The 15,702-nt window shown below is 37.7% G+C and carries 10 protein-coding genes; 7 read left to right on the top strand and 3 right to left on the bottom strand.

The window, feature by feature from the left end; translation table 11 throughout:
- Positions 1-8: 8 nt before the first annotated feature.
- Positions 9-1,031, bottom strand: a complete 1,023-nt coding sequence (tsaD, locus tag G6N06_RS08350) for a tRNA (adenosine(37)-N6)-threonylcarbamoyltransferase complex transferase subunit TsaD (protein ID WP_163515800.1) — start codon at positions 1,029-1,031, stop codon at positions 9-11.
- Between the two features lie 109 nt (positions 1,032-1,140).
- On the opposite strand from tsaD, the gene G6N06_RS08355 reads away from it, so the two are divergent.
- From G6N06_RS08355 to G6N06_RS08370, 4 genes are all read left to right on the top strand, one after another.
- Positions 1,141-5,547 carry a translocation/assembly module TamB domain-containing protein gene (locus tag G6N06_RS08355; protein WP_240338015.1) on the top strand — a complete coding sequence of 1,469 codons (4,407 nt, stop codon included), beginning with the start codon at positions 1,141-1,143 and terminating at the stop codon, positions 5,545-5,547.
- Positions 5,548-5,681: 134 nt separating this feature from the next.
- Positions 5,682-6,668: a 6-phosphofructokinase gene (pfkA, locus tag G6N06_RS08360; protein WP_163515803.1), complete on the top strand. Its 987-nt coding sequence runs from the start codon at positions 5,682-5,684 to the stop codon at positions 6,666-6,668.
- Between the two features lie 102 nt (positions 6,669-6,770).
- Positions 6,771-7,772, top strand: coding sequence for a type I glyceraldehyde-3-phosphate dehydrogenase (gene gap / locus G6N06_RS08365; protein ID WP_163515805.1), 1,002 nt, complete (start codon positions 6,771-6,773; stop codon positions 7,770-7,772).
- A gap of 79 nt (positions 7,773-7,851) precedes the next feature.
- Complete coding sequence (locus G6N06_RS08370; RefSeq protein ID WP_163515806.1) at positions 7,852-8,718, top strand: N-acetylglucosamine kinase; 867 nt, start codon at positions 7,852-7,854, stop codon at positions 8,716-8,718.
- Positions 8,719-8,843: 125 nt separating this feature from the next.
- Here the strand turns inward: G6N06_RS08370 and G6N06_RS08375 are convergent, their stop codons facing one another.
- Positions 8,844-9,224 (bottom strand): Rid family detoxifying hydrolase, encoded by a 381-nt coding sequence (locus G6N06_RS08375; protein WP_163515809.1) that lies wholly within the window; start codon positions 9,222-9,224, stop codon positions 8,844-8,846.
- A 62-nt stretch (positions 9,225-9,286) separates the two neighbouring features.
- Positions 9,287-12,049 (bottom strand): putative LPS assembly protein LptD, encoded by a 2,763-nt coding sequence (locus G6N06_RS08380; protein WP_163515811.1) that lies wholly within the window; start codon positions 12,047-12,049, stop codon positions 9,287-9,289.
- A gap of 88 nt (positions 12,050-12,137) precedes the next feature.
- Between G6N06_RS08380 and G6N06_RS08385 the strand changes: the two genes are divergently transcribed.
- The 3 genes from G6N06_RS08385 to G6N06_RS08395 are packed head-to-tail and all read left to right on the top strand — an operon-like array spanning position 12,138 to position 15,650.
- Positions 12,138-13,283, top strand: a complete 1,146-nt coding sequence (locus G6N06_RS08385) for an N-acetylmuramoyl-L-alanine amidase family protein (protein WP_163515813.1) — start codon at positions 12,138-12,140, stop codon at positions 13,281-13,283.
- Between the two features lie 55 nt (positions 13,284-13,338).
- Positions 13,339-14,331, top strand: coding sequence for an MlaD family protein (locus tag G6N06_RS08390; protein ID WP_240338016.1), 993 nt, complete (start codon positions 13,339-13,341; stop codon positions 14,329-14,331).
- An 11-nt stretch (positions 14,332-14,342) separates the two neighbouring features.
- Positions 14,343-15,650 carry a 4Fe-4S dicluster domain-containing protein gene (locus G6N06_RS08395; RefSeq protein ID WP_163515815.1) on the top strand — a complete coding sequence of 436 codons (1,308 nt, stop codon included), beginning with the start codon at positions 14,343-14,345 and terminating at the stop codon, positions 15,648-15,650.
- Positions 15,651-15,702 lie beyond the last annotated feature (52 nt).

Raw genomic sequence — 15,702 nt, forward strand, 5'->3', positions numbered from 1 at the left:
GTGTTGATTTAAATTTTAAGTCGAGACGAAGCCATGACGTTCTGTTGTGCAAAATTACCCTCAAGAAATTTCAAATATCCAACAATAGCAATCATTGCCGCATTATCTGTTGTGAATTCAAACTTAGGCACATAGGTGGTCCATCCAAATTTTGCCTCTCCATCTTTCAGGGCTTGTCTAATGCCCGAATTGGCTGAAACACCGCCCCCAATAGCAATATGTTTGATACCGGTTTGCTTCGAGGCAAGTTTCAATTTATCAACCAAAATACCGATGATTGTATATTGTATGGAGGCGCAAATATCATTCAGGTTCTCCTCAATAAAATTCGGATTGGCTTTGGTCTCCTTCTGGATAAAATAAAGAATGCCCGTTTTTAATCCTGAAAAGCTAAAATCCAGTCCCTCCACTTTCGGTTTGGTGAATTTAAATGCCTTAGGATTGCCCAATTTTGCGCGTTTGTCAATCTCAGGGCCTGCTGGATAGCCTAAACCCAAGATTTTGCCACTTTTATCAAAAGCCTCGCCCACAGCATCATCGATCGTTTCTCCAATGACTTCCATGTCAAAATGAGAATGGACCTTCACTATTTGTGTATGTCCTCCAGAAATGGTCATCGCCAAAAAAGGAAAAGGCGGTTTTTTAAACCCATCCTCATCAATAAAATGGGCTAAAATATGCGCTTGCATATGGTTGACATCAATTAAAGGAATGTTCAGTCCGTAGGCCATTGATTTAGCAAACGAGGTGCCAACCAATAAAGAACCCATTAAACCAGGCCCACGTGTGAACGCGATGGCGCTGAGCTGTTTCTTGTCCACGTTGGCGCGTTTTAAGGCTTGTTGAACCACTGGAACAATGTTTTGCTGATGTGCCCGCGAGGCCAATTCTGGCACAACGCCACCATAAGCTTCATGGATGCTTTGACCTGCCACAACATTGCTCAGGATTTTCCCGTTAAGCATTACAGAAGCAGCGGTATCGTCGCAAGACGACTCAATTGCAAGAATATAAATATTTTGTGTTGCCATTAGTAAGAATTAGGCACAATAATTGTTAATTTTGGCTTCAAAGTTATAACTTTTAAAACTCATCAAAAAACTTTTAAAAATAGCATCCAAAATTGTAGCAATAATCATATTGCTATTCATCATTTTGGTGCTGATTCTCTCTATTCCGCCCATACAAACATTTTTGGGAAAAAAAGTGACCAAACGCATCAATGATGATTACGGCACGCATATTTATATCAACAAAGTGGGCCTTCGGTTTAACGGTGATGTGGAGCTTAAAGGGATATATATTGAAGATTATAAGCAAGATACCCTAATAGGTATCGAAGCATTGAATACGTCCATACGGAATTACAGAAATCTTTATAATAACAAATTGACATTTGGAGATATTGATGTCATAGGCTTGACTTTTAATATCAGAACTTATTTGGGCGAAGACCAAACCAATTTGGATGTGTTTGTGGCAAGGTTCGAAGAGGATAATCCGAGGCCCGATAAAAGTGGGTTTTTGTTATCTTCAAGTGATGTATCCATTTATGGAAGTACGTTCAGGATGATCAATGACAATAAGGAGACCCCCAAAGTTCTTGAGTTTAACAATCTTAATTTAAATGCTACCAATTTCTTGATTAATGGTAGCGATGTGAGTGCGCGAATTAACACGCTTACCTTTAGGGACAGTAGGGGCTTGACCATAAAAAATATGGTTACTGAATTTGAGTACACCTTGGATCATATGACCTTTGCCAATCTTTCGATAAAAACACCGAAATCTTTTCTGAATGGCGATTTGACCTTCAAATACAATCGAGAAGAGTTGCAGGATTTTACCAATAAGGTTGAAGTTGTTGCATCGTTTAAGGATTCTGATGTGATGCTTAACGAATTGAATACCTTTTACAACGAATTTGGTGTTGAAGATCATGCTAAATTTAGTGTGAGTTTGAGTGGTACACTTAATGATTTGACCATGATGAACCTCAGGCTCAATACCAGCAGTCAGACAAAGGTGTATGGTGATATCAATTTTAAGAACTTATTTAATGTTGAGCCGAACACTTTTGAAATGGATGGCGATTTCAGTAATCTCTCATCCAACTACTACGATTTAAAGTCGCTCATGCCCAACATTTTAGGTGCTTCAATACCGAGCATATTTTCTAAACTGGGGGGATTTACCATTTATGGAAAAACAAAGATCACATCCACTGATATTGTTGCCGATTTAAAGATCAACACGGCACTTGGACATATTGAGTCCGATTTGAATTTATTGCGGTTTAACGATATTGACAATGCCAGCTATAAAGGAACCGTGGTTTTTGAAGAATTTGATCTCGGAGAAATTGTTAATGATCCAAACATAAAGGCAACTACATTTGACCTTGAGGTGAATGGGAAAGGTTTCACATTAGAAAACTTAAACACCAATATCAAGGGGCATGTTTTTAATCTTAATTATAATAACTACGACTATAAAAACATTGATATTTCAGGCCAGCTGGGAAATAAGATTTTCAATGGTGATTTAATCTCACATGATGAAAATTTAAAATTCAAATTCAAGGGATTGGCCGATATGTCAGCACAAGTCAGCGCATTGGATTTTACCGCAGAAGTAGAATATGCCAATTTAAGAGCCCTCAATTTTGTGACAAAAGATAGTATAGCAATCTTCAAGGGCGATATTATCATGGATATGGATGGATCGTCTATTGATGATGCGTTTGGAACACTTACTTTTAATAACACTACTTATATCAATCAAAATGACTCCTACTTTTTTGATGATTTCGAAATCACTTCTAGATTTGTTGATAAAGAACGTATTGTAGAGATCAATTCCCCTGATATTATTGAAGGACAGGTTAGTGGGATTTTTAAGTTCAAGGATATTGGCAGATTGGTCGAAAATTCAATAGGAAGTATTTACACCAACTATGTTCCGCATAAAGTTGAAAATGATCAATATCTCGACTTCAATTTTACCATATACAATAAAATTGTGGAGGTGTTCTATCATGATCTGGAGCTTGGCAAGAATACATTTGTAAAGGGACGGATTGAAAGTGACCGACACGGATTTAATTTGACTTTTAAATCGCCTAAAATTAAACTGTTTGACTATTTCGCGAATGACATCCAGGTAAAAATAGACAATGGCAATCCTCTTTTCAATACGTTCATAGAGATAGATTCTATCAACACTAAATTCTACAATGTATCAAAATTCAATCTTATCAACGTTACGGTCAGGGATACACTATTTATCAAATCTGAATTCAATGGGGGCAAGAATAATAATGACCAGTACAATTTGAGTTTGTTTTACACTATTGACGAAGACAATAAATCGGTTGTAGGGTTTAAAAAATCAGAAATTATCATTAAGGACAATGAGTGGGTCATAAATCAACAAAAGAATCAGCTCAATAAAGTTGCTTTTGACCGAAGTTTTAAGGAATTTGATATTTCTGAGGTTGTTTTCAGTCATAAAGATGAAGAAATCCAATTGTCAGGAGCTCTACGAGATTCGACCTATAAGGATATTAAGCTCAGATTCATGGACGTGGACCTCAACAAAGTGACACCTACCCTTGATAGCATTAGCTTTGGGGGCATCTTGAACGGAAATTTGGACATTCTTCAACAAAATGGAATATATGTGCCTGATTCAGATGTGAGTATAGAAAAATTCATGTTTAATGACTATATGTTGGGCGATTTACGGGCGGATATCGTGGGTAACCAATCGCTCACCAATTATACGGTCGATTTATTCTTAAGGAACGACAATCTGAAATCATTGGACATTACGGGCAATATAGACGTTAGCGCCACCAACTCCAATATCGATTTGGATGTTGAATTTCGTGAATTTGATTTAGAGCCGCTCAATGTGTTTGGGGCTGACGTCATCACCAATATCCGTGGATTGGCATCGGGAGACGTTAAAGTTTCTGGAGACATTAAAAAACCTCAGATTGATGGCCAGTTGATTTTGGACAATGCCGGATTGGCCATACCTTATCTGAATGTTGATTATGCCTTCGATTTTGATACAGAAGTCACTTTAAAAGACCAACGGTTCCTTTTTAATGATGTGGTGCTTACTGATTCAGAATTCTTTTCGAAAGCGACATTGAATGGTTTCTTGTCGCATCAAAATTTTTCTGATTGGAGACTAGGATTGGATATTGATACCAATAGGTTATTGGTTTTAAATACTGATGATGCTGAAGATGCCTTGTATTATGGTACTGCTTTTATGAATGGCACAGCAAGTATTTTCGGGCCAACAGATCAACTGGTAATTGAAGTAGATGGCAGTACTGCACAAGGTACCGTTTTTAAAATTCCATTAAATGATGTTGAAAGTTTCGGGGACAACTCCTATATACATTTTTTAAGCCCTGAAGAAAAAGCTGCCCGATTAAAAGGTGAAACCATTACTGAAACGCAGGTCAAAGGTTTGGAGCTGAAATTCGACTTGAATGTCAACCAAAATGCGGATATCGAGATTGTGATCGACAGAAATTCTGGAAGTACGATCCAAGGTAGTGGGGAGGGCAACCTCCTGTTTGAAATCAACACGAACGGTAAGTTTAAAATGTGGGGTGACTTTTCGGTATTTAAGGGTATTTATAATTTTTCTTATGGTGGTTTGATTCAGAAAAACCTGGTGGTTGAACCAGGAGGAAGTATCATTTGGGAAGGCGATGCGTTAAAGGCACAAATCAATTTAAAGGCCATCTACAAAACAGAAGCCAACCCTTCCGTTTTGCTCGATAACCCAATCAATAGAAGTATTCCGGTAAATGTAGAAATAGATCTAACGGGCCAATTGGAACAGCCCACACCAGACTTCAACTTAACATTCCCAAATGCGAGTTCTACCGTAAGGTCTGAGTTGGAATACCGACTTGAAACTAAGGAGAGTAGAGAGAACCAAGCGTTATTTTTATTGGCCACAGGTTCTTTTGCCAGTGAAATCAGTCTGGGGCAGCAAGCATATGGTACTATCGCGGACCGGGTAAACAGTTTGTTTAACGACTTATTGTCCAGTGATGACGACAAACTTAAATTAGGTCTCAACTTTCAGGCCGGTGAACAAACGCCAGATTACCGATCAGATGATCGATTGGGTTTGACATTGAGTACAAAAATTAGTGATCGGGTCCTGTTCAACGGGAAAGTAGGAGTGCCAATTGGTGGTGTCAATGAGACGGTTATTGCCGGAGATGCTGAAATAGAATTACTCTTGAATGAGGACGGAACCCTATCGGCCAAATTTTTTAACAGAGAAAACAATATTCGGAATTTTGGTGAGGAAATTGGATATACCCAAGGAGTTGGTTTATCTTATAATGTCGAATTTGATACCTTTAGGGAATTGCTAAGAATCATTTTTTCGGGAAAGAATCGAAAGGACAAAAAGACCGTTGAAACTAAAAATGTGGGTATAAGAGAAGAAAATCCACTTCCTGAATATTTGAAAATGAAGAAAAAAAAGAGTAAAGAGGAGAATTAGACCAACTGATTTTACACAATTTCAATTTAGTTATTAACGAAATCGATTGAATTTAACATTGCCCGGTAAAATATCATAAATCCCGTCTTTTTTATAGTTTTTGTTTAGTAATTTTACTTCCCTAAAAGAATTAAATGTCAAAAAATATAAAAAAAATTGGGGTGATGACTTCGGGAGGGGACGCTCCTGGGATGAATGCTGCCATTCGTTCCGTAGTTAGAACCTGTGCCTACCACAATGTAGAATGTGTAGGTATTTATCGTGGCTATGAAGGTATTATGGAGGGTGATTTTAAGCCAATGGATGCTCGTAGCGTAAAAGGAATCATCAACAAGGGCGGTACCGTTCTTAAATCTGCTCGCTCAAAACAATTCAGAACGCCCGAAGGACGAAAAATCGCTCATGAACAACTCAAAAAAGCCGAAATAGATGCATTGGTAGTCATTGGTGGTGATGGAACATTTAATGGCGGATTGGTTTTCAACAAAGAGTATGAATTCCCGATTATTGGAATTCCGTGTACCATAGACAATGATATTTTCGGCACCACACATACTATCGGGTTTGATACAGCCTTAAATACTGTTGTTGATTGCATAGATAAGATACGAGACACTGCAAGTTCTCACAATCGTTTGTTTTTTGTGGAAGTTATGGGGCGTGACGTAGGCCATATCGCATTGAATGCGGGGGTTGGTGCAGGTGCAGAAGAGATTTTGATTCCCGAGGAGAATTTGGGCCTTGACCGCTTATTGGAATCGTTGCACAGAAGTAAACGTTCAGGCAAGTCGTCAAGTATTGTAGTGGTAGCCGAAGGAGATAAAATTGGAAAAAACGTTTTTGAGTTGAAAGACTATGTAGAAGCCAATATGGATGAATATGATGTGAGGGTTTCTGTTTTGGGCCATATGCAACGTGGTGGTTCACCTTCATGTTTTGATAGGGTATTGGCGAGTAGAATGGGCGTGAAAGCAGTGGAAACGCTGTTGGAAGGAAAAACCAATTATATGGTTGGTCTACTCAATGAAAAAATGGAATTAACCCACCTTAGAGAGGCAGTCAAAGGAAAATCAAAAATTGATAGGGAGTTGCTGCGCGTCTCAGAAATTATGACCACTTAAAATGGTGACCGCTTACAAGTTGCCGTATGGCATGGTATCGTTTTGTAAAGTGGGCCGATTTAAAAAACAAGAATAAATAATATTAATAAATAATAAAATAAAATGTCAAATTTAAAATTAGGAATAAACGGTTTTGGAAGGATAGGAAGAATTGTGTTTAGAGCAACCTTAAATAAACCAAATGTAGAAATAGTAGGGATCAATGACTTATTGGACGTTGAGCATTTAGCTTATTTGTTAAAGTATGACTCTGTACATGGTAGATTCGATGGTACGGTTGAAGTAAAAGACGGACAATTGGTTGTGAATGGGAAAACTATTCGAGTATCTGCTGAAAGAGATCCACGTAATCTTAAATGGGATGAAGTAGGAGCAGACGTTGTTGCCGATTGTACTGGGATTTTTACAACTTTAGAGTCAGCACATTACCATATTGAGGCAGGTGCCAAAAAAGTGGTGATTTCTGCACCAAGTAAGGATGCACCGATGTTTGTAATGGGTGTTAACCATAAAGAAGTAAAAGCTTCAGACAAAATTGTATCTAATGCCTCATGTACGACAAACTGTTTGGCTCCAATGGCGAAAATTGTCGATGACAACTTTGGTATCGAAGAGGCATTGATGACAACCGTGCATGCAACAACAGCTACACAATTAACGGTTGATGGCCCTTCAAGAAAGGATTTTAGAGGTGGTAGAAGTGCGTTAATGAACATTATACCTGCTTCAACTGGTGCAGCAAAAGCTGTTGGGAAAGTAATTCCGAAACTGGATGGCAAACTAACAGGTATGGCCTTCCGTGTACCAACTGCTAACGTTTCTGTGGTGGATTTAACCGTAAGAACTGTTAAAGAAACTTCATTGGATGCGATCAAGAAAGCTTTTAAGGATGCATCAGAAGGTGAGATGAAAGGTATTGTTGGCTATACTGACGAATTGGTGGTTTCTCAAGATTTTGTTGGAGAAACAAACACCTGTGTATTTGATGCCGATGCTTCAATTGAACTTAACTCGAGATTCTTTAAAGTAGTAGGATGGTATGATAACGAATTTGCTTATTCTACCAAATTGGTTGAATTGGCAGAGCATATTCATTCTTTATAATTAACCCATATCAATCCGTATAAGTTCGCTATATTTAAATAGATTTAAGCTTATACGGATTTTTTCATTCAATAAACACATGATATTAATAGTTGATAGTGGTTCTACAAAGGCCGACTGGATTTCAGTAGATCATAGCGGAAAACAAATACAGGAAAAAATAAGGACCGGTGGCTTGAATCCAGAAATTCTTAAAGAGAAGAAACTCTACAAGATTATAAGAAAGAGTGAAGAACTGGCGGAAATCAAGCGCGACGTAACTCATGTGTTCTTTTATGGTGCGGGTTGTGGTACTGAAAACCCTAGATTGCTCCTCAAACGAGTCCTGGAAGACATTTTTGTCAATGCGGAAGTGGAAGTTACAGAAGATACCATGGCCGCCGTTAGGGCAACTTTGAGTCATGATGATGAAGCAGCAATAGTTTGCATCTTGGGTACAGGTTCAAATTGCAGTTATTACGACGGCAAAAATTTAGATCAGCGAATTCAGTCATTGGGCTATACCTTAATGGATGACGCTTCAGGAAATTATTTTGGCAAACAGTTAATTCGTGATTATTACTTTAATCATATGCCAGAAGCCATAAAAGTATCCTTTGCCGACAAGTATAATATGGACGCTGATTATATTAAATACAATCTCTATAAACAACCCAGCCCGAACGCTTATTTAGCAAATTTTGCAGAATTCATGTTTCTAAATATAGATTCAACCTATATTCAAAATATGATCAAAGAGGGAATCCGAATATTTGCAAGAAACATGATTTTCCAATTTAAAGACGAAGTTAAAACGGTTCCGGTTCATTTTGCTGGATCTATAGCGTTTTTTGCCAAAGATCAGATCCTTGAAATAGCAGATGAAATGGGTTTCACCGCAGGAAATTTTGTGCGCCGACCTATTGAAGGTTTGGTAGGTTATCATACACGAAAGTTTCAAAATTAAATTTGAAATAAAACCAAGAACCTCAGGATATTAATTCCACACGGGTGAGAATAAAATAAAAAAGCAGTGTAAGTTTTAAAACAACGACACTGCTTTTTTTATTTTGTGGAACATTAAAGTTACAATTATTTTACTGCAATCATACTGATTTCCACATTCACGAATTTAGGAAGATTGGCCACTTCCACAGTTTCTCTAGCTGGAGCCGTAGCTTCATCAAAATAACCACCGTAAACGTCATTAATTTGGCCGAAATTGTTCATGTCGCTAATAAAGATGGACGATTTGATTACATTTTCGAAAGTCATATCGGCTGCTGCTAAAACCGCCTTTAAGTTTTCCATTACCTGCTTGGTTTCGGCAACAATTGAATCAAGAACAAGTTCATTGGTCTTTGGATCAAAAGCTATTTGTCCAGAAGTATATAAAGTGTTTCCACTTAAGATAGCCTGGTTGTAAGGGCCTATTGGCGCAGGAGCATTTGGTGTGTTGATGATTGTTTTCATAATGAATTGTATTTTATTTTTTCCTGAAAAGGTTATAGCTATTTGTGATTTTAATGTTTCACTTATAGTCTTTTGTCCGGCGAGCGTTGTTTGTCGTATTTGATATCTTTTAATAAACTTGATTTGATTCCGATAAAAAAGTTCCATGAACTACGCTCGCTGAAAGGAATCCAACTAAAGTTCATCCGCCAGCTCAATAGGTCACGTTCAAACCTGAGTTGGGTATAGGTGAAACCTTGGTTTTTAAAATCATATCCTGAAGAGACTCCAACAGTCCAACGGGGGGATAAATCTATATCTCCTGAAAACATTAGGGAATTGGATGAAATTTCATTTTGTCGTGCACTGTTGGAATAGTTAACAGCCCATGCCACACGCAAACTCCAGGGAATGGTGAAATTATAAAATTCTGATTTCTCCTCCTTACTGCGGTCTCTCTCTTCATCGCCCAAGCGTTGATCGGCAAAGTTTTGGGACTTCCCAAATAAGTCGTCGGCACGGCCACCACTAAGAACAGACTCATCGATGGCTCTTTGGTCAGGTTCTTTTCGCCCAGAAAAACTTTCACTACTTAGGCTATAACTTAAATTCATACTTGCTGATGTCAGTCTAAATAAACTTCCACCATTGTCGATATTGAATTGATCCACACGTCGGTTATTATTGTCAAGAGCATAAGGATCTAGGGTCATTCCAAAATTGACGCTCATTTTATTATCAAACAGTTGCGTTCCACCAGATACTCTTAGAGGACTCCATTGCAAAGAATCGCCAGCAAAATTATACGAAGTGGATAAGTTAAGACTATTCAATAAGATTATTTTTTTAGGCTCCGTTTTAGTGGAGTCCCTATCTCTTACTTTGGCTTCAAAATTATTCCCCAATGAAAACCCCATCGAACTCGAGAAATTTTTATTTGGAGCACCATAAAGAGATTCTTCAAACCTGCTGTATTCTGCCCGGGTCAGATCGCCATTGGCCGTAATATAATCAAAGGAATCATAATAATCATCAAAAGCTGGGTTGATATTATAACTTATGGACGGTCTCATGATGTGCCTGATAGCTTTGATTTTGGTGTTTTTCCCTGGCTTTTCAAAAGGGAACATCCCATAGATCGTAGTTCCAATACTCGTACTGAAATTATAGGTTCTAAAACTGTCAAAACCTGTTAGATCCTCTTTTAAGACTTTATTCTCATCGGGATCATAATACTTTCTGATAGTGTTAAGCGTCCAGTTTTCCTGAAAATTCGTACTTGCACTAACGCTAAAATGTCTAAACACTTTAAAGTTTGTGGAAATTGGAATACTTTGCTGCACACCAACCCGAGCATCTTCAAACATTTCTGCTTTAAAAAAAAGTGAGTCTGTTGTACTTATCCTATTTTGTGCATTGACATTATATTGAAAATTGATATTGTCAATAATTCCTTTTTTAGCTCCAATTTTTGGCGCGAATGGGAAAATCCTGCTCACACTTCCCTGAAAAGTAGGTAAAGTCATGTCAATCTGCTGAGTTCTTGTATTTTGGGAATGCGTGGCGGTTAAGCTGACATTCACTTGTGGTTCTCCTGTGAAGGACTTGGAATAGGATACGGAGGATGATAAGGTATTATTTAAAAAATTTGAAGCGTTCATCTGATTGACAGATTCCTGATAGTATTTACTACTCCCTAAGTTGACCGATGCCGAAAAACGGGAACTCGGATTTGCTTTTGCATCCTGAGAGTGTGACCACCTGATGTTGTAAATGGACGATTTCGAATAATCAGGAAACCCGCGTTCACTATTGATCAAGCTTTCATACCTAATTCCAAAGTTTCCTCTAAATCTATAGCGTACAGCATAATTGGTTTCGGATCGGAACCCATAACTTCCATTGGTGTAATAATCGCCATAAAGCGCCAAATCGAGATAATCACTAATAGCAAAATAATAACCTCCATTTTGCAGGTTGTAACCACGCCTACTATCCTGACCAAATGTAGGAAAGAGAATTCCAGAAGTTTGTTTTTTAGTCAATGGAAAATAGGCAAAAGGCAAACCGATGGGGGTGGGCACATTGTAAATGTACATATTGGTCAAGCCTGTTACCACTTTTTTGTTGGGAACAATCTTGGCTTTCCGCATCAAGAAATAAAACTCAGGGTCATCTTTGTCCTCTGAAGTTGTGAATTTCCCACGATTGATAAAATAGACCGAGTCGTTTTCCTTCTTGGTCACATCGGCAATGATATATCCACCGCTTTGCTCAGTTCTTGAATTAAAGATGAGGGCTTTTTTGGTTTCAGTGTTGAAGATAATTGAGTCCGGTTCTACAAGATTGGCGCCCTGTTTGAAGATAGGAGCTTGGGAATAAACGCCTGCCGAATCTTTTAAACGTCCGGCATAAACCAAATTTTTATTGTGATCAATGACAATAATTCCTGACTTTATTTCCATGTCCTGATAGCGCACCTCCGCTTCATTATATAAGGTGGTTTGCTTTAAACGTTGATTAAGAGACACATAATCTTTGGCCTTATAATTAACAACTGCTTCCAAGAAATCCTTCTTTTTGGGAATGGTATCCTGCAAAATACTATCGGTTTCTTTGACTGGTGCTGTGGGAGTCACTAAAGAGTCGATATTTATGGACACCCTCATACTGTCATTTTCTGTTTTTGGCAGGATGGGAGCTTGGGTTTTTGGGAGATCTTGAGCCAACCCCAAAGTGTTAATAAACACTGTAAAACTCAGGGTAAAAAGTATATGAAAGCTTTTTGTACGCAATGCTTTTAAGTGTATTTTTGTAAAAGTATGGCTCGGTTTTTGAAAAGTCAAAATTACATATATTTTTTTGTGATTAATTACTATTCAACCAAAATTTAAAAATTAAAATAAACCAAGTTTGTTATACGTTTAAACCTTTATGAGAACTCAATTATATTATACCTTAGTATTAAGCATCTATTTATTTATTGGTTTTTTAACACCTGCACAGGCATTTCAGAAAAACAAAGGTCAATTTGTGGTAGTTCTTGATGCCGGCCATGGTGGAAATGATCCCGGGAATGTTGGAAATGGTTATAAAGAAAAAGAAATTGCGCTCAACATCGTTTTGACAGTAGGCAAATCTTTAGAGAAACATCCTAATATCAAAGTGATTTATACACGTAAAACGGATGTTTTTGTTCCTTTAAGAGAACGCGCAAAAATTGCCAATGATGCCGACGCTGACTTATTTGTCTCTGTGCATTGCAATTCGCACCATTCAAGTGCACACGGTACGGAAACTTTTGTTTTGGGCCTACACGAAAACCAACGCAACTTTGAAATTGCAAAGAAGGAAAATGAGGTTATTTTCTTGGAAGAAGACTACGAATCGCATTACGATGGCTTTGATCCCAATTCGCCGGAATCCTTTATAGGTCTGACTTTAATGCAGGAGGAGTATCTTGATCAAAGTACCCAATTAGCTCGTCTGGTTCAAGATAATTTCACAAAAACTTTAAAACGAAACGATAGAGGTGTCAAACAAGCTGGCTTTTGGGTTTTGCACAACACCTATATGCCAAGTGTTTTGGTAGAAACAGGGTTTTTGACCTATAAGCCGGAAGGAGCCTATCTCAACTCTGCAAAAGGTCAAAATGAAGTTGCCTTGGCCATCTATAAAGGATTAATGGACTATAAAATGATTTTGGATAGAAATGTCGGACAAAACGTGTATAAAGATGTAGCCAACAAGGATTCGCTCAAAGATGAATTAACTAATGAATTGGACTCCAAGGATGCTGTTAAACGTATTTATACCAATACGGTATTCAAGGTTCAATTAGCAGCTAGTTCAAATAAACTTGAACCTAAATCATATAATTTTAACGGCTTAAACGATATTTCCCGAGAAAAAGAAGGTAAGCTTTACAAATATTTCTATGGCGGCACTTCTGATTATAATGAAATCAAATTAATGGCTGAATTTGCAAAGTCAAAAGGTTATCCCACCTCGTTTATTGTCGCTTACCAGAATGGAAAACGTGTAGACTTGTCTTCAGTAATCAATTCTCACTCTAATTAAAAAGATTCTTAATATTTTTATTCCTAATTTTGTGAGCAACTAAATCTTTTAGACTTTGAAAATATCAAGAGAAGTTAAAACCGCAATACTTGTAATATCAGGAATACTCCTAATGGTTTTTACATTTAATTATTTGAAAGGTATCAATATCTTACAAAAACACAATCGCTACCAGACCCAATTTGATTACAATGCGTTAAGTTCTTCATCTCTGGTGACTATCAAAGGCAATAAAATTGGAAAAATTGAGGATATTACTTATGACGATAATACGGGTAAAACCATTGTGACCTTTATCGTGACAGAAGACGTCAAATTTTCTACAAATAGTAAGATTCGCATGTATGAGACTGGACTAATGGGCGGCAATGCTTTGGCTATTATACCTATGCCCGGACCAGAGCTGGCAAAAGATGGCGACTTATTGCAATCTGAAGTTGAAGAAGGGCTCATCACAAGCTTGACAAAAAACTTTTCTGGGATCAGCAGTAACTTGGGTGTCACCCTAAAGGCTGCGGATTCTTTAATGAATAACTTTAACCGATTAATTATTAACGAAAATGAGGATGGTATTAAAGCTGCAATTGCAGAATTAAACCAGACCATCATTTCTTTTAGGAACATGGCAAATGCTATGACTGTCCTCGTGTCAAAGAATGATGAAGCCTTGACCTCTGCAATCGGCAATTTTGATACTTTATCCGGAAATCTTGCTGAGATTACGACAGAATTTAAACAGGTTGAAGTATCCAAAACTTTTGCAGAACTTGATAAAACCCTTCAAGAGGTCAATACCTTGTTGGCAAGTGTCAAGGATGGGAAAGGTACTATGGGCAAACTGCTGAATGACGATAAACTATATTCAAATCTCGAAGGAGCCTCTTTACAACTGGAGCAATTGTTGCAAGATTTTAAATTAAACCCGAAGCGCTATGTGCATTTTTCAGTTTTTGGAAAAAAGCCAGACCGCTTTGATGCTGAAGGCAATATTATTGAGGATCAAAAAACACAACCAGAAGAAATACGTATAGAATTAGAAAACAACTAACCACCTTAATAATGAATTACATTCCAAATATCCTTTTTGCCCTGGCACTAATTGTCGGCATTGGTTTCTTTGCAAATAATGTAAAAAAATTGATCCGCAATATTAAACTGGGTCGCGATGTTGATGTAAGTGACCACACCTCCCAACGTTGGAAGAACATGGCAATGATTGCACTTGGACAAAGTAAAATGGTCAAAAGGCCAGTTTCTGGATTTTTACACATCATTGTCTATGTGGGTTTCATCATCATAAACATTGAAGTTTTAGAGATCATTATTGACGGTCTTTTAGGTACACATCGCATTTTTTCATCTATAGGACCAATGTATGGTGTTCTTATTGGTGTCTTTGAAATATTGGCTGTTTTGGTCTTTGTTTCTGTCATCGTTTTTTGGATGAGAAGAAATATTATTAAAATCAAACGTTTTTGGTCCAAGGAAATGACCAGTTGGCCTAAAAATGATGCCAATAACATTCTTTATATTGAAATGGTGTTGATGGTCTTGTTTTTAATAATGAACGCCACGGATTTGAAATTCCAAGCCATGGAAAATGGAAATGTCGTCAGTCAGTATTTGACTCCGTTATTTAGTGGATTTTCAGATGGAACCATCCATATTATTGAGCGAAGCGCATGGTGGTTGCACATTTTAGGAATTCTTGCGTTCTTAAACTATCTCTATTTTTCTAAGCATTTGCATATTCTTTTGGCGTTTCCAAACACCTATTTTGGAAAGATTGTCCCAAAAGGACAGTTTAAGAATAATGAAGCCGTTACCAAGGAAGTAAAAATGATGATGGATCCAAACGTCGATCCATTTGCAGCACAGCCAGAAGGGGCTGGGGACGAAATTCCCGCGAAATTTGGTGCTAGCGATGTACAAGATTTGAGTTGGGTACAATTGCTCAACGCCTATACATGTACAGAGTGCGGTAGGTGTACAAGTGAATGCCCAGCCAATATAACTGGTAAAAAACTGTCACCTCGTAAGATCATGATGGATACGCGTGACCGATTGGAAGAAGTTGGAAAAAATATAGATGCCAACAACGGGGTTTTTAAGGATGACGGTAAACAATTATTGGACGATTATATTACACGCGAAGAATTATGGGCTTGTACTACATGTAACGCCTGTGTTCAAGCGTGCCCGGTGAGCATCGATCCTATGTCCATCATTATGGAAATGCGAAATTATTTGATCATGGAACAATCTGCAGCACCCATGGAACTCAACAACATGATGGCCAATATTGAAAACAATGGTGCCCCTTGGCCATACAATCAAATGGATAGATTGAACTGGAAAAACGAGTAATTTAATTTGGGTGATAGTGAACAACTGTCATCCTAACATTGTGTTTTATAGT

The organism is Gelidibacter japonicus, from assembly GCF_010725055.1.
In the GTDB taxonomy this organism is placed as follows: domain Bacteria; phylum Bacteroidota; class Bacteroidia; order Flavobacteriales; family Flavobacteriaceae; genus Gelidibacter; species Gelidibacter japonicus.